The 14,810-nt window shown below is 41.5% G+C and carries 16 protein-coding genes; 10 read left to right on the forward strand and 6 right to left on the reverse strand.

Going from position 1 to position 14,810, the window contains the following annotated elements; translation table 11 throughout:
- Window positions 1–608 precede the first annotated feature (608 nt).
- Window positions 609–1,193 (forward strand): DUF3611 family protein, encoded by a 585-nt coding sequence (locus TOL9009_RS0114490; RefSeq protein WP_029633442.1) that lies wholly within the window; start codon window positions 609–611, stop codon window positions 1,191–1,193.
- Window positions 1,194–1,432: 239 nt separating this feature from the next.
- Window positions 1,433–2,713 (forward strand): serine--tRNA ligase, encoded by a 1,281-nt coding sequence (gene serS / locus TOL9009_RS0114495; RefSeq protein WP_029633443.1) that lies wholly within the window; start codon window positions 1,433–1,435, stop codon window positions 2,711–2,713.
- Window positions 2,714–2,736: 23 nt separating this feature from the next.
- Here serS and TOL9009_RS0114500 read toward each other — a convergent pair whose 3' ends face one another.
- Both TOL9009_RS0114500 and TOL9009_RS48430 read right to left on the reverse strand, forming a co-directional pair.
- Window positions 2,737–3,957, reverse strand: a complete 1,221-nt coding sequence (locus TOL9009_RS0114500; RefSeq protein WP_029633444.1) for an RNA-guided endonuclease InsQ/TnpB family protein — start codon at window positions 3,955–3,957, stop codon at window positions 2,737–2,739.
- 210 nt (window positions 3,958–4,167) lie between these two features.
- Entirely contained in the window at window positions 4,168–4,338 is a 171-nt protein-coding gene (locus TOL9009_RS48430; protein ID WP_221928646.1) for a hypothetical protein, read from the reverse strand.
- Here TOL9009_RS48430 and TOL9009_RS49340 point away from each other — a divergent pair.
- The 4 genes from TOL9009_RS49340 (at window position 4,338) to rpsN (ending at window position 6,709) form a co-directional block, all read left to right on the forward strand.
- Entirely contained in the window at window positions 4,338–4,469 is a 132-nt protein-coding gene (locus TOL9009_RS49340; protein ID WP_260675895.1) for a hypothetical protein, read from the forward strand. The two genes, TOL9009_RS48430 and TOL9009_RS49340, sit on opposite strands and share 1 nt — an antisense overlap.
- A gap of 37 nt (window positions 4,470–4,506) precedes the next feature.
- Window positions 4,507–5,595, forward strand: coding sequence for an RIP metalloprotease RseP (gene rseP, locus TOL9009_RS0114505; protein ID WP_029633445.1), 1,089 nt, complete (start codon window positions 4,507–4,509; stop codon window positions 5,593–5,595).
- Window positions 5,592–6,245, forward strand: a complete 654-nt coding sequence (gene nth, locus TOL9009_RS0114510) for an endonuclease III (RefSeq protein WP_186227562.1) — start codon at window positions 5,592–5,594, stop codon at window positions 6,243–6,245. Before rseP ends, nth begins: the two co-directional genes overlap by 4 nt.
- 161 nt (window positions 6,246–6,406) lie before the next feature.
- The gene (rpsN, locus tag TOL9009_RS0114515) at window positions 6,407–6,709 is read left to right on the forward strand and encodes a 30S ribosomal protein S14 (protein ID WP_029633447.1); all 303 of its coding nucleotides are present in this window, start codon (window positions 6,407–6,409) and stop codon (window positions 6,707–6,709) included.
- Between the two features lie 119 nt (window positions 6,710–6,828).
- On the opposite strand, the gene TOL9009_RS0114520 is transcribed toward rpsN, so the two are convergent.
- Window positions 6,829–7,158, reverse strand: coding sequence for a hypothetical protein (locus TOL9009_RS0114520; protein ID WP_029633448.1), 330 nt, complete (start codon window positions 7,156–7,158; stop codon window positions 6,829–6,831).
- A gap of 63 nt (window positions 7,159–7,221) precedes the next feature.
- On the opposite strand from TOL9009_RS0114520, the gene aat reads away from it, so the two are divergent.
- Entirely contained in the window at window positions 7,222–7,794 is a 573-nt protein-coding gene (gene aat, locus TOL9009_RS0114525) for a leucyl/phenylalanyl-tRNA--protein transferase (RefSeq protein ID WP_029633449.1), read from the forward strand.
- Window positions 7,795–8,438: 644 nt separating this feature from the next.
- Window positions 8,439–8,657: a type II toxin-antitoxin system HicB family antitoxin gene (locus TOL9009_RS0114530; RefSeq protein ID WP_029633450.1), complete on the forward strand. Its 219-nt coding sequence runs from the start codon at window positions 8,439–8,441 to the stop codon at window positions 8,655–8,657.
- A 226-nt stretch (window positions 8,658–8,883) separates the two neighbouring features.
- On the opposite strand, the gene TOL9009_RS0114535 is transcribed toward TOL9009_RS0114530, so the two are convergent.
- Window positions 8,884–9,447, reverse strand: coding sequence for a Uma2 family endonuclease (locus TOL9009_RS0114535; RefSeq protein ID WP_029633451.1), 564 nt, complete (start codon window positions 9,445–9,447; stop codon window positions 8,884–8,886).
- Window positions 9,448–9,668: 221 nt separating this feature from the next.
- Between TOL9009_RS0114535 and TOL9009_RS0114540 the strand changes: the two genes are divergently transcribed.
- Window positions 9,669–11,027, forward strand: a complete 1,359-nt coding sequence (locus tag TOL9009_RS0114540) for a pentapeptide repeat-containing protein (RefSeq protein WP_029633452.1) — start codon at window positions 9,669–9,671, stop codon at window positions 11,025–11,027.
- A 107-nt stretch (window positions 11,028–11,134) separates the two neighbouring features.
- Here TOL9009_RS0114540 and TOL9009_RS0114545 read toward each other — a convergent pair whose 3' ends face one another.
- Together TOL9009_RS0114545 and TOL9009_RS0114550 are read right to left on the reverse strand one after the other, a co-directional pair.
- Window positions 11,135–11,938, reverse strand: coding sequence for a DUF3598 family protein (locus TOL9009_RS0114545; RefSeq protein ID WP_029633453.1), 804 nt, complete (start codon window positions 11,936–11,938; stop codon window positions 11,135–11,137).
- Window positions 11,939–12,181: 243 nt separating this feature from the next.
- Window positions 12,182–13,480, reverse strand: coding sequence for a HEAT repeat domain-containing protein (locus TOL9009_RS0114550; protein ID WP_186227563.1), 1,299 nt, complete (start codon window positions 13,478–13,480; stop codon window positions 12,182–12,184).
- A gap of 349 nt (window positions 13,481–13,829) precedes the next feature.
- Between TOL9009_RS0114550 and TOL9009_RS0114555 the strand changes: the two genes are divergently transcribed.
- The gene (locus TOL9009_RS0114555; protein WP_206757746.1) at window positions 13,830–14,402 is read left to right on the forward strand and encodes a fascin domain-containing protein; all 573 of its coding nucleotides are present in this window, start codon (window positions 13,830–13,832) and stop codon (window positions 14,400–14,402) included.
- Window positions 14,403–14,810 lie beyond the last annotated feature (408 nt).

Consider the following 14,810-nt stretch of genomic DNA (forward strand, 5'->3'; position numbering starts at 1 on the left):
TAGAACTGCTTAAGCATAAGATGCCATCTAAGCAATTTTAAAGGCAAAATGCGTTTTTTTTTTAAAACTTAATAAACACTTTTTTTTACGGTGATTATCCCGGTGTCAATCCTCAAAAAATAAGCTAAGTTACCGAGCGATGCAAGAATAAAGCGGTTGCCCGACTCGCCAAAAAAGCCCTTTAAGGCTCGCGGACTCTTGGAGAGGCTAAGAAGACCCCATTTTTGTTCATGAAGAGGGGGAAAGGGGAAAGGGGTTTTTAAGAGGGGGAAAGGTTAAAGGGGAAAGGGGAAAGGTATGGAAATAAAATACGGATTTATTCAAATAGCTCTATATTTCTTACCCTTTCCCCTTTTTTCCTTTCCCCTTTGCCCCTCCCTAGGGGGTGGAGTCATTTAAAGTCAGTCGAAGAGAAAAGAAAATATTTTTTCCTTTCCCCTTTCCCCTTTGCCCCTCCGAGATTGATGAGATATTCGGTTCAAAGCTGAAGTAGGCTGTTGATGGCACAGATTGAGATTAAGTACTGACTTATGTACTTGAGATACTCTTATCCTTTCTGGTAAGTATGATAGTAAATTAGCAATTCTCCAAGCACCTTGGTGATCGGTATGTCAGAAAAGCCCAGATCGCAATCTTCTTCCTCACCCCTAGAGGAAATAGCCCAAGCATTTCGTCTCACAGGATGGGTTAGCTTTTGGTCGCAGTTAGTACTGGGGGTAATTGCTAGCGGAATTTTGGTGTTTGCCAGCTTGATTCGCAACACAAATGCTAATCAAACAGCTGTGGGAACTGGTTTAGGTATATTTTTTGCAGTAGCTGCGGTAATTAATTTAGCAGTATCTATATTCTGGGCTTTTCGTTATACGAGAATCGCTAGACAACTGCAATCGAGCAATCCTAACAACCGTCCCCGGAAGGCAGAGACGATGGTACTCTTACGGACGGGGTTAATAGTCAATTTAGTCGGACTGACACTAGCGCTAGTGGGCGCCGAAGCGATCGTTGGTGCTTTGTTGGCAAAGGCATTAACTTTACCGCAACAAGGTTCAGGACTTTTACAAATTAATCCTTCTCAAATTATCAGTGCCCTAGATATTGTTGTTGTACAGGCAAACACCCAAACCCTTCTAGCTCAGTTTATCGGGCTGGTAGGGACGATTTGGCTACTTAATCGCGTTAGCAAACCGCAATGAGGATGGGGGGAATTTCATGAGGGGAAAAGGTTAAAGGGTAAAGGGTAAAGGTTTGGAAATAAAGAGTTATTTAAACACGCTTAAAAGCATTTTCTTACCCTTTCCCCTTTCCCCTTTCCCCCTTTCCCCTCTTCAAAAAGTCTCCTTGTCTCCTTCTTTTTCGTTACATAGGAAGCCAAAATCAGTATAATGCTGATGTGTTGGACTGGAAGACTATAGGCTAGAAATTAAAAAAATCTGTGCTGGATATTAAGCAAATACGGGAAAATCCCCAATTAGTTCAGGAACGGTTGAATAGTCGCGGTAACAAGTATGACATTCAGCCTATTTCAGAGTTGGATCGGCAACAGCGAGAATTGGAGGGAAAGCGAAATCAACTCCAAGCACGTAGTAATGAAATTGCAGGTTTAATTCCAATCAAAATTAAAGCTGGTTCTGACCCCAAAGGAGCAGAAATTCTGGCTTTGCGGGAAGAGGGCAAATCTATTAAAGAGCAATTGAGTTTACTGGAACCGCAAGAAAAAGAACTCAAAGCCAAAATTGAAGAACTTGTACTTGCGCTTCCTAACTTGCCAAGCGACTCTACACCCATTGGTAAGAGTGAGGAAGAGAATGTAGAAGTACGCCGTTGGGGTGATGATTATATTCCTCAAAACCCGAATATTCTCCCGCATTGGGAAATTGGCGAAAAGTTAGGTATTCTGAATGTTGAACGAGCGGTAAAAGTGGCTCAAAGTCGCTTTGTAACGCTTATAGGGGCTGGTGCCGCATTGGAAAGAGCATTAATTCAGTTTATGCTCGATCGCCAGACTCAAGCTGGTTATATAGAAATTAGTCCGCCAATATTAGTTAATACTGAGTCCATGACCGCTACGGGTCAGTTACCTAAGTTCGCGGAAGAAAGCTTTAAATGCGCTGATGATGATTTGTGGTTAATACCTACAGCAGAAGTTCCTGTAACTAATTTTTACCGAGGGGAAATTCTCGATTCGGCTGATTTGCCTATCTACCATTGTGCTTATACTCCGTGTTTTCGCCGTGAGGCAGGTAGTTATGGACGAGATATGCGCGGATTGATTCGCCTGCATCAATTCAACAAAGTTGAATTGGTGAAATTTGTTGAACCAGGGACTTCTTTTGAGGAACTAGAAAAATTGGTGGCAAATGCAGAAGCGATTTTACAAGCTTTGCAGTTACCTTACCGAGTTATAGATTTATGTACTGGGGATTTGGGATTTTCTTCTTGCAAAACTTATGATTTAGAAGTTTGGCTGCCTTCTTCCGGTAAGTATCGAGAAATTTCTAGCTGTTCCAATTTTATCGACTTCCAAGCGCGACGGGGCGATATTCGCTTTAAAGAGGCAGGTAAGAAGGGAACTCAGTTCGTACATACCTTAAACGGTTCTGGTTTGGCTGTGGGACGCACAATGGCGGCTATTTTGGAGAATTATCAACAACCAGATGGGACTGTGCGTATACCGAAAGCGCTGCAACCGTTTTTGGGGAGAGAGGTATTGTGAACTACCTACACTGTACCGCAAGGTCAGTGTAGGCTTCCCAATTCAATGGAGATTGCCTCAACTTTCATAGATTTTTTACGTCCTGAAGATTTTGGTCTTACATCCCCTCCAAGGGCAGAAGCGCTAGTTCCTAACGCCAGAATTCGCAAACCTTCATTTTTAATATTGATTGCCGCATTGATATCTCTATCATGCTTACTCAGGCAATGAGGGCAATCTACAAACCTAACTTCCAACGAATCATATCCTTTTTGCAACATTGGAATTGGCAGTAGAGTCTCACTACAAAGTTGAGAGGATGGGAAGAACCTACCTATTTCTTGATAAGTGTGTCCAAATTTCTCTGCTTTGTACTTGAGCATAGTTTGAAACATTCCCCAACAAGAGTCACTAATAGCTTTTGCCAAGTTGGGATTTTTAACCATATTCTTAACTGCTAAATCTTCTACACAAATAACTTGGTTTTCGTATGCTATTTTGCGAGATAGCTTGTGTAGAAAGTCTTCACGGACTCTAGCTATTTTGCTAGAAACTTTTGCGACTAAACGTTTTGCTTTATGACGTTTATTAGAAGTTTTATCGGTTTTTTTAGCTAGTTTATTTTGTTTACGTTTTCGATTTTTTTCTAACTTGGCTAGCTGCTTCTTAGGTAGGTCATATTTTGAGCCTTCCGAGGTTATAGCAAAGTTTTTCAACCCCAAATCAACACCAATAGCTTCTCTAATTGCGACTACCGGATTGTCCTGACGGTTAAAAAGAATAGATGCATAATATCTACCGTCTACATTTCTTGATATTGTCACAGCCGTGAATTTTGCATCCGGCAATTCTTTATGAAACACGGTTTTCATTAACCCCAAATTACCAGGAAACTTAATCACAGAGTCTTCTGTCATCAATTTCACATTCTGAGGATATTGAATCGATTGTTTACCATGCTTAGATTTAAAGTTAGGGAATTTAGCGCGTCCTTCAAAGAAGTTGACGAAAGCACTTGAAAGGTTGAATGTGACTCGTTGTAATACTTGGCTGTATGCAAGTCCTAGCCATTCATATTCCTTTTTCAACCCTGGAAGCAATTTATCCATAGCTGCTTTAGAAAGACCTTTCCCCGTTTCTTTATACGCGACAGTAGTGGCATTAAGCATATAATTCCACAACCAACGAGTGTTGCCAAAACACTTAGTCAGATAGGATTCTTGCTGGTCAGTAGGATAAATTCTAACTTTAATTGCTCTATACATGGTGAGACCACTTGCAGTCTTGGCGGTCTCCATCACGATTGCAAAGTGGCGAATCGACCTTACCGTGTTTACATATTTATGGTAACAGGTTTTTAAATGATTGTACTACCCAAAAAAAAGAAATATTTTGTTCATCTCCTCGCTGTAGCCTTTTCCTGTTTTCGCTACGCTCAAAATCGTCAAGACTACGCAACTCGACTCACGCGCAATTCATGAGGCAGTGCGTTGGGCGGGTTTCCCGACTTGAAGCAACTGCCGTCTCAACACTGACAAGGCAGCGATGGAGTGGAAGTTTCCCCCCAAAACGTGCCGCCTGATTACAGGTACAGTGTGAGCCTTCTTGCTGTTTAAGGTAAAGTTTGGGCAATGGGCATGGGGCAATGGGCATGGAAAGAATTATATTTATTCGCGCATCACTTACAGCCGCTTTTTTAATTCCCATTGCCCAATGCCCAAAGCGAGAAAATATGCCTCTTTTGAGAAGTGCTAAAGTTTCAGAGATTTTAAAATAAAGGTATATATAGCTCAATAGGTTCAATAATTTTCTCTATGCCAGTTTTAGCAGCGATCGCAGTCTTGGCTGTTTTGATCTTGGTACACGAGCTGGGACATTTTATCGCAGCACGGTCTCAAGGTATTTACGCCAACCGTTTTTCTTTAGGTTTTGGTCCGATTATTTTCAAGTACCAAGGTTCACAAACTGAATATGCTCTCCGCGCTTTTCCTTTGGGTGGCTTTGTTGGTTTTCCCGACGATGACCCGGATAGTGATATTCCGCCGAATGACCCGAATCTGCTGCGTAACCGTCCAATTTTAGATCGGGCGATCGTTATCAGTGCCGGAGTGATAGCAAATTTAATTTTTGCTTATTTAGTACTAGTTCTTCAGTTGGGTATCCTTGGTATTCCGGAAAAAATCAACTACCAGCCTGGTGTACTTGTGCAACCGGTTAATGAACAGTCCATCGCTTACCAAGCAGGAATTAGGGAAAGAGACGTTATTATTGCTGTCGGTGGTAAAGAACTGCCAGCTTCGGAAAATTCCAGCACTTTGCTGAGAAAAGAAATTCAAAATCATCCAAATCAGCCAATTGAACTGACAGTTCAGCACGAAAATCAACAACGTACCCTAAAACTAACGCCAGAAAAAGGAACTGATGGCAAAGGTTTGATTGGTATTCAACTTGGTGCTAATGGTACACCCGTTTATCGTCGTCCTCGCAATCCGCTAGAAATTTTTAGCATTGCTGCTAATAGATTTCAAAAATTAGTTGTGGGTACGCTGAGTGGTTTTGGACAGTTAATCACGAACTTTCAACAAACTGCCGGACAAGTTTCTGGACCAATTAATATTGTTAAAGTGGGTGCAAAGTTGGCTGCTGATGACAGTGCAAATTTGCTTTCATTTGCGGCAATTATCAGCATTAACCTGGCTATTATCAATATTTTGCCTCTTCCTGCTTTGGATGGAGGACAACTGGCTTTCCTGCTGATTGAAGGTGTGCGCGGTAAACCTCTGCCATCTCGCATTCAAGATGGTGTGATGCAAACTGGTTTGGTGCTACTTTTAGGTTTAGGACTTTTTCTGATAGTTAAAGAAACTACACAGTTGGAGTGGGTACAAAAATTATTCCAGTGAGCACTACTGGCAAAAGGCTATCTCAAAAGCAACGGGCACGAGAAATTCTTTTGCGCCTGAAGCTTTTATATCCTGATGCGACTTGCTCGTTGAATTACTCAACGCCTGTACAGTTGCTAGTTGCAACAATTCTCTCTGCTCAGTGTACAGATGAGCGAGTGAATAAAGTAACACCAGGTTTATTTGGTAAATTTCCGGATGCAGCTAGTTTGGCGATCGCCGATTTAACTGAGTTAGAAAATTTGGTGCGTTCAACTGGGTTTTATCGCAATAAGGCGAAGAATATCCAAGCTGCTTGTCGGATGATTGTCAACGAGTTTAACTCGCAAGTGCCAAACCAAATGGAACAGCTTTTACAACTTCCGGGTGTGGCACGGAAAACGGCTAATGTGGTGTTAGCTCATGCCTATGGCATCAATGCTGGAGTGACGGTAGATACTCACGTAAAGCGACTCAGCCAACGTTTGGGCTTAACTAAACATACAGACCCGATCCGCATTGAGCTAGATTTGATAGAGTTGTTACCACAAGCAGATTGGGAAAATTGGTCAATTAGACTAATTTATCACGGTCGAGCCATTTGTAAAGCGCGATCGCCTGCCTGTATTGATTGTCAATTGGCTGAATTATGTCCCTCTGCTGGGGAATAGGGACTAGGGACTGGGGACTGGGGACTAGGGATTAGGAATTAGGAAAAGATTATTCACATTGATCTGTTTCTTCCCAGTCCCCAATGCCCAATGCCCAATTCCCCATTTACCGAACCATCCGATAGAATGGAAAATGCTGTCTTTAAATAAGTAAAAAGTATATGGCAAAAAAGAGCATGATTGAGCGCGAGAAAAAGCGCGTCAAAATAGCCGAAAAATATGCGGAAAAGCGGGAAGCGTTGCTGGAAGAGTTCCGCAGTACTGAATCTCCCCTTGATAGGTTGGAAGTTCACCGGAAAATTCAACAGCTACCCCGCAATAGCGCTCCTACTCGTCAGCACAACCGTTGTTGGGTAACAGGTCGTTCGAGAGGTTATTACCGCGATTTCGGGCTATCTCGCAACGTGCTGCGCGAATGGGCACACGAAGGTCTTTTACCTGGTGTGGTTAAGTCTAGTTGGTAGTTGTTGGTTGATGGTTGATAGTTGATGGTTGATGGTTGATGGTTGATGGTTGTTTACCACTAACTACTAACTACTAACCACTAACCGCTAACCACTAACTACTAAGTACTAACAAAATCCTATTCCCCACAACACTTATCAATTCCGAGACTTTCTAAGAGTAGATCGCTGACGGCGTTGGCGATCGCAAACTCTCCATAGAAACTTTTGGAAAAATCAAATGCCTGCATCTCTGTGACAATGGCAATTACCAGAGAACCCAGGTCATTTTCTCCTTCCATGCGTTGGCGGACAAAAATTTGTGCTGCACGTTGGGCGATAATTTGATTGACGGCTTCGGGAATAAACTCTGTATCTAGCCACCGCAAGAGGCTTTCTCGCAACCATTTTCCCTCTTGTTGGGGATTTCTTGACGGTGGCAGGGTGATTGATCCAATGGGTTCAGTCATTTTCTTTATCTTAAACGCAGAGTGATAGGCGGAGGATGGCTTTTTTTATTTTGCGCTTAACGTATGTATGATGTCGCTGCTATTATTCAAGGCTATGCTCAAGGCTATTTTCTCATGGCTGATGACAGCAATGGCTTGGAGTGGTACAGCAGTCGCGATCGCACTTTAATTCCTTTGGATGAGCGATTCCGCTACCCTAAGTCTTTACGACGTGTTATCAATCAAGAGCGTTTTTCTGTGGCAATTAACCGCGATTTCAAGGCTGTGGTATCTGGATGTGCTAACCGCGATACAACTTGGATTTCGCCTGAGTTACAAGATATTTATTGGGAACTTTACCAAGCAGGTTGGGCATATAGTTTTGAAACTTGGCTAGGTGATGAACTAGCTGGAGGAATTTTAGGAATTGTTATTGGTGGGGCTTTTATTGGTGAGTCGATGTTCTACCGCATTCCTGAAGGTTCTAAGGTGGCAATGGTGAAGTTGGTAGAAAGATTGCGAGAAAGAAAATTTGTGCTGTTTGATGCCCAAATGATGAATCCTCATTTGGAAAGGTTTGGTGCTTATCGAGTTGATGACGATCAATATCAAACGTTACTCAAGCAAGCGTTGCAACGTCGCTGTAAATTAGTTTAGTCTTACTAATTACACCTATATATTTACAAAAATTAATATTTTACTTTCTCTCAAAAAGTGAAGCATTTTCACTTCAGTGTCAATAAATATCCATTTTTGTCAATATTGTTGACTTGGTTATCTAATAATCTTGCTTTCATTCTCATTAATAATGAGAATGAAAGCAATAAAATTCGTTTTTTCCAAAATTTGGCTAATTTTGGTTTTTAAAGGTGGTGCTCCTTGCCATTTAGGAAAATTGGTGATAGTGTTTTGTAGATGTAGAAATCTAAAAATTTATTATATTTTAAAATTATAAGTATAAAGCTATATTAAAAAGTCAAAATATTCCCATTATTAAACTATAAAGCAAAAGCGCCCGCATAATCACATAATCAATTTTTTGTCAACTCGCGTCTTTTCTTCGCAATGTGAAAGCAGGTTTAAGCGGTTGGGCGATCGCTTATAAATTTGGTTGACGCTAGAAAACCCAACATTTTCTTCCACTGACAACCTTAAACACTTCCACAGCGTTGGCGACATCCTTGGGTCAAAAAAACACTAACAATTCCCGGTAAGGATGGAGACGATGTGCCAATCTACCTAGAAAAACAGTTAGCAAGTTTATTAACTGAACTCCAAGAGTTAAGGGAAGAAGAGGATTTATGAATCGATACAGTATGATTCTTCAATGGTCTGATGAAGATCAGCTTTTCCTCGTTACCATTCCAGAGTTTGCCGATCGTGTTGTCATGCCTTGCACTCATGGCAAAACTCGTGAGGAAGCTATTCGTAATAGTGAAGAAGTGATTGAAATGTACTTGGAAGCTTGGAAAGTAGAAGGTGAATCTATTCCTGAACCTAGCACGCTTCAAATTGCCTGATTACCATTCCAAAACCCTTGAATTGGCAAAGTAAATGTTTACTACTTATATGCCTCTGGTGAACTGTAGGGGTGTTGAGTAAGCAATATAATCTCTCTGACATGAATAGAGCGATCGCCCAATTTTCTCTTCAGGTACGATGAAAATATATTATAGTGCGATCGCTGATCTTGTAAATTTAGTTGACGCTACAAAACCCAACATCTATCCTTCATCCTTTCTTTGGTCACTCTAGCAACCAGCTAAATAAACCTTCTACTGTAAGGCTGAAATATGAAGCAAATTCTGGCACTGGCAACTGTGTTCCTAATTCTTCGTAAAAAGTAGTTGGTTGATCTGGCAAGTAGACAAACACAGATTTTTCTTCAGGATCAATCAGCCATCCCATCTGAGTTCCATGCTTAAGGCAATGCAGAATATTCTTGGTAACTTTAGTTTGACTTTGATCGGGAGATAAAATTTCAATTGTCCAATCTGGGGCAATTGAGAAGACATTAGCAACCCCACCATTTTCTTTGCGGGGAATCCTGTCCCACGTAAACACAGAAATGTCAGGCACAATTGAGCGATCGCCAAAAGTACAGCGAAGCTCACAAAAAGCCCGCGCAATCTGTTTGGGTTTTACGACCAAGTTAATTGCAGGTGCTAACTCAGTCTGAATTGCACTGTGTTCTCCTTGGGGCATTGGTTTTTGGATGATACGTCCATCAATGTACTCACTGGCAGGTTCTGTCTCTGGCAAATCCAGGAATTCACTTAGAGTAAGGGGTTTAGCAGAGGTCTGTACCATTTAAGATTTCCTTACGAGGGGGTAAGTTGTACTACTGCTATTTCTTATTCTACAGAACAATAGGTTACGCCAGCCAGCTAGCGGATATGCAACCAAATACCTTTCACCAACTCCTCATAAAGCTAGATTTCAAAATTTCAATACATAACAGAAATAAACTCACCAAAACCTGATATCCTACAACCTGTAGCAAAAAGTGTCCCACTCTGTTGAAATTGAACATGGCTCAAAATTATCGCCGTGGGAAGCTCAGAGGGAAATCCTTTAAAGGGCAAGATTTAACAGGCGCAGATTTCTCTGATTCTGATATTTGTGGTGCAGATTTTACTGGTGCCATTCTCAAAAGTGCAAATTTTCGCAACGCTAAAGCAGGTTTACAGCGCCGGTGGGCGATCGCTTTGGTAATATTTGCATTACTACTATCGGCAATATCCGGACTCCTATCATCTGTTGGTGGTTCCCTGCTAGGATTTCTTCTGGTTAACAATCATCGCGAAAATCTTTACGTTGTTGTAGTTAGCTTGGTAGTTTTGTTAGTTTTTTTTATTACCATTATCCACCGGGGCTTGTCAGCAGCCTGGGGGTTTTTGATCGTGGCGATCGCTTGGGCAGGTTTGGCGGCGATCGCTTGGGCTGGTATAGTAGCAGTAGCTTGGGCTGGAGTCGCAGTCACAAGTGTAATGGAATTAGCTTCTATTGTAGCAGTAATTGTTACCGCTTCAATATCGGTAGTTCTTGTGGCGGTAGGGGCAGTAGTTATCGCTGGAGCCGCCGCATTTGCCGGAATTATCACTGGATTGCTTGCAGTGACTGTCACAGTGTCAATTGCGGGGGCAATAGCAGGAGCAGTAGCTGTAGCGGCAGCAATGGTCAATTTGATTGCTGGTGGTGTAGCATTGCTCATATCAGGGGCAGTAGTATTATTGAGTGCTTATGTCAGTTGTCATGCCTTATTTGGAGATGAAAAACAAAGCTTAACTCGGAATTTAGCGATCGCTTTTGTGACAAAACATGGAACTAGTTTTCAAGGCTGTGATTTGACAGATGCTGACTTTACCCAAGCGACACTAAAAAACACTAGCTTTACCACAGCTATTTTGACACGCACTTGCTGGTATCAAGCGAAAAAGTTGGATCTTGCGGCTGTGGGGACAACTTATCTTGATGATCTGCAATTACGAGAATTGTTGGTTACGAAAGACTTACAAAACAAAAATTTGAATGGCTGGAACTTGCAAAATATAAATTTGCAGGGAGCGAATATCATGGACGCTAGCTTAATAGGAGCGAATCTGAGTGCATCTAACTTGCAAGATGCAGATTTTTCTAGAGCTAACCTCGGACAAACGCAATTAAACAAAACCGATTTTAGAGGTGCTACTCTTACCGGTGCTTACATCGAAGATTGGTTAATTACTTGGGAAACGAAGTTAGATAATGTTAAGTGTGAGTACATCTTCATGCGAATTCCCACACGGGAAAATCCTAATCCTCGTCGTTTACCCACAAATTGGGATGAAACGTTTGAAAATGGTGAATTTTCCCGCTTGTTTAATCCCTTGTCGAAAATTAAGATTTAAGAACGTAGTAAGCGCGAAGAGCGCTTTTATTATGAGTACATGTTATAGTCTTCCACTGTGAAATTGGGGATTTTTTCAGCGCTGAAGCGCCGACTACGAATATAATATTAAACTCGCCTTTCTGTTACTAAGGTGAGACTAACCCATTCGCCTTTATCGCTGTAACTACGAATCATGCGTTGGCGTAAGTTAGGTTCGATTAACCAACCCGCTTCTAAGATAAAGCTTTGCCGTAATTGCACTTTAACTGGTAAATTAGCAGAAGCACCATCGGGTAAGAGTAATACTTGCACCTGATGGCGAGGATTTTGGTCAAAGTGAATTATAGAGCCTTTAACCGTAGCAGTTGAGGTAATTGTCCGTTCGCCAAAGGTTAAACTTTGAATTAATCGCCCAGCATCAAGTCGTAATTGTAGAGTAGAAGAAAACGTATCAGGCGATCGCCAATCAGGATATATTGTTACACCTTCGCCGTGCCATTCTCCCAACAAGTCATCTATCGTTAAAACTGCACGTTGTGCTGCTTGGGTTCCCGCCAAATGTTCGCGAATTAAGGTAAGTTGGTCTAAATCACCATTTTTATCAAATAGCTGCACCAACCGTAAGCGGTGATTTTTTTGAATAAATCCAAATTCGGCGCCAAATTCAGAATAGGGTGCTAACTGAATCGAACCTTGAGAAAATTCGCCATTTTCAAAAAATAGAACACTTCTCCCTAGCGAACTATATTCTAAAACTTTTTCATCTTCCCGCAGACGGATAATTTGGCGAATAGTCTGATTATTGTTCAAACCTTCCAAGGAGACAATTGAGGGAGTATCATTCACCAATTCACCTTGGGGAGAGAAACGGGTAAATGAACCAGACCAAACACCGATATTTTGCAGCAAACGTTCCCATTGCGATCGCATAGCCATTTTGGATTTGAGATTGGTTAGGATTTACGCTTTCTTAATAGACAACCGATGTGGAAATTAATTATACGTTGCCCGAAACCCTTGTAGAGACGTTCCGTTGGAACGTCTTTACGTCTTTTCTGGAGATGTCTAATGAAAAAACGAACCGCAGAGGACGCAGAGTTCACAGAGAAATGAGGAAGAGAGAGAATTATAAATGTGGCTAGCGTAGTCAGCACTCTTCGTGCTTACTAGATGTTACCATTCCGCCAAAGCTGCGGTAACTCCTTCTCGTAAATCTGGTGTAAGTGCGGGATTATTTAATAATTGTTGCAATTGATTATAAACGGTTTCTGCTGCGAGATTCTTTAGTGCAGCGACGATGTGCAATCTGACAACTTCATTATTATCTGTTAGGAGAGAAATCAACGGTTCAATTGCCTCGATATTGCCTAATTGTCCCAAAGATAAAGCGATGGTACTTTTAATTGAGGCAATCTCAACTGCTGGATGTTGCGATCGCACTATTGAAAGTAAAATACCTGTCGCTTTTGCCGTTAATGCCGAATCGCTGACTCGACCTAAAACTGTAACGATTTCTAACCACACTGTCTCTAATGAAAGTTGATCAAATGCTTGTTGGAGATATTCTAAACTGGATGATGTCTTGATCCAACTCAGGGCGCGGACAACTTCAAGTTGTAATTTTATTGGTGTCTGGGGCGATATTAGCACTAAAAATAAGTGTTTGGCAGCCTCATCACTGCCAATGCGTGAAAGTGCAACCGCTGCTGCTTGAGCAACTTCTATATTAAGGTCATAAAGTTTGGGTTGCAGTTTCCCCACCAAATCTAATTCTTGATGTAAGTCAGTGCGAACACTCAACCCAAGCACAGCTTCTCTTCTAACAGCAGCAGCGACATCAGTTAAAGCATTTAAAAGAATCGGTGGAATACGAGGATCGGCAAAGCTGCTGAGGGCTTCAATGGCTATAGCGCGGATTTCAACTAGGGGATCTTGCACCACACTCAATAGAGGTGCAATAATTTCTGGTTTGCGGATGTAAGAAAGCGATCGCACTGCGAAAACTCGTGTCTCTTGGGATGCTAAAAGTTCTGATAAAGCAATAACCGCACTTTGTCCAATTTTTGCTAATGCAGCAGCAGCGATCGCCTTAAGTTCTTCATTTTCATTGGCTTGAAGAAATTTTACCAGGGATGCGATCGCAATGGGATTTTTCAGTTCTCCTAAAATCCGGACTGCATACCACCGCAATTCTGACTCTGCATCTTCATCTTCTAGGATGTCAATCAACGGGGTTATAGCAACATTTCCCAAACGGACAAACACTTTACCAATTTCCCAGCGTTGCTGAAAATCCCCCATTTCTAAAACACAGAGTGCTAATTCCAGCAAATATGCTTGATTTTTAACTATTTCTGGGTTTTTGGCATCCTCTCCCAGAGTCAACTGTTGCACGCATTGCAACACTCCTGACCAATCAGCCGCATCATGTGCTGCCTGCGCTTGCACCAAAAGCTCGTTGATGTTATTCACAATTGGTTAGTTGTTGGTTGGTGGTTATTGGTTGTTATATCATGTCCAGCTAATTGCCTATATTTAGACATCCACCGCTGTTTATGGCTGCGTTACCCGAAAAATATGTAACAGAGGTAGCATTGCTACGTCTGTTACATAGGTTTTTGATGTGTGGTTCAAATAGATGAATATTGCTCTAATACGACTATGCATTCATCAGTATATGTAATAAATTATGCAAGTTACGACTTGATCCGACTTTAAAATCCGACTTTGCCGACTATCGGAAACGGGACAGAGAAGATAAAAATATATACAGCTAGCAAACAGAATGCTAGCTAATCAAATGCAAGAGATTAAGGAACCCATGAAAAAATTAATTTCAGTAATGTTTGCCGCATTATTAGTTGTTGTGGTTACTTTCAACTTCTCAATTGCTCCTGCAAACGCACAAGCAACTAGCGCAGGCTACAAAATAGGCTTACAAGCCGATACAGGAAAATGGCTGTCTCGTTGTAACAATTGCCAAAAAGTTATAGGTAACAATCCTGATACAGCTACAGTACATATTGACCAACCCATCTCTAGTAATCCTTATGCTCAATTTGAGGTTGTCAATGTAGGTAATGGCAAAATAGCTCTCAAAGCAGATACTGGTAAATATTTAGCACGATGCAACAACTGTATTGTTGGAGGTGCGTATCCAGATAGCCTCACAATTCATGTAACTGATCCTTCTTTACCCTATGCCCAATTTACTCCAGAATACTTGTTGAATGGCAAGTATGCTCTCAAAGCAGATACTGGTAAATATGTAGCACGATGCAACAATTGTTCTCCTGGTGCTGCGGTATCAGATACCGTTACTATTCACGTTGACACTCCCAAAGGAAACAGTTTTGCTCAGTGGGATATAATCCCTGTCCTTCCTAACCTATAAGTCAATCTGACTTTTCACGGGATCTGGAAAACCTCACTTCCATTCCTCTCTCCTGCAAGGAGAGAGGCTTTGAATTCTCCCCATTACCTTGTAGGGAAGGGGGCTAGGGGGTTAGGTTTCGCGTTAGCTTTTCCACATGACGTGAAAAGTCAGATAAGTCAATACGGTTGGTGTTAAGGATTTTTAGTACTGATTTTAGACCTGTAGAGACGTGAAATTTCACGTCTCTACACTGGTATTTTGGGCTTAACACCAACTGTATTGACTAGCACTAAAGAATCAGAGGGGCAATTGCTCCTCTTTTTGTTTGATGTCTATTGCGATCGCTAATTAAATTTTATTTATGCATAAATTGCATCATTGCGATACATTTTCGTCAATTTTACCAAAATTTCGTAGCTATTTATA

The sequence above is a fragment of the [Scytonema hofmanni] UTEX 2349 genome, from assembly GCF_000582685.1.
Classification (GTDB): domain Bacteria; phylum Cyanobacteriota; class Cyanobacteriia; order Cyanobacteriales; family Nostocaceae; genus Hassallia; species Hassallia hofmanni.

Bases quoted from the DNA above. Each gene is read 5' to 3' on its own strand.
- TOL9009_RS0114520 (WP_029633448.1), bottom strand. From the start codon at position 7,158: ATGACTGAACCCATTGGATCAATCACCCTGCCACCGTCAAGAAATCCC.
- TOL9009_RS0114490 (WP_029633442.1), top strand. From the start codon at position 609: ATGTCAGAAAAGCCCAGATCGCAATCTTCTTCCTCACCCCTAGAGGAA.
- TOL9009_RS0114535 (WP_029633451.1), bottom strand. From the start codon at position 9,447: ATGGTACAGACCTCTGCTAAACCCCTTACTCTAAGTGAATTCCTGGAT.
- rseP (WP_029633445.1), top strand. From the start codon at position 4,507: ATGCCAGTTTTAGCAGCGATCGCAGTCTTGGCTGTTTTGATCTTGGTA.
- TOL9009_RS0114545 (WP_029633453.1), bottom strand. From the start codon at position 11,938: ATGCGATCGCAATGGGAACGTTTGCTGCAAAATATCGGTGTTTGGTCT.
- rpsN (WP_029633447.1), top strand. From the start codon at position 6,407: ATGGCAAAAAAGAGCATGATTGAGCGCGAGAAAAAGCGCGTCAAAATA.
- TOL9009_RS0114555 (WP_206757746.1), top strand. From the start codon at position 13,830: ATGAAAAAATTAATTTCAGTAATGTTTGCCGCATTATTAGTTGTTGTG.
- TOL9009_RS0114500 (WP_029633444.1), bottom strand. From the start codon at position 3,957: ATGTATAGAGCAATTAAAGTTAGAATTTATCCTACTGACCAGCAAGAA.
- TOL9009_RS49340 (WP_260675895.1), top strand. From the start codon at position 4,338: ATGGGCATGGAAAGAATTATATTTATTCGCGCATCACTTACAGCCGCT.
- TOL9009_RS0114540 (WP_029633452.1), top strand. From the start codon at position 9,669: ATGGCTCAAAATTATCGCCGTGGGAAGCTCAGAGGGAAATCCTTTAAA.
- aat (WP_029633449.1), top strand. From the start codon at position 7,222: ATGTATGATGTCGCTGCTATTATTCAAGGCTATGCTCAAGGCTATTTT.
- TOL9009_RS0114530 (WP_029633450.1), top strand. From the start codon at position 8,439: ATGAATCGATACAGTATGATTCTTCAATGGTCTGATGAAGATCAGCTT.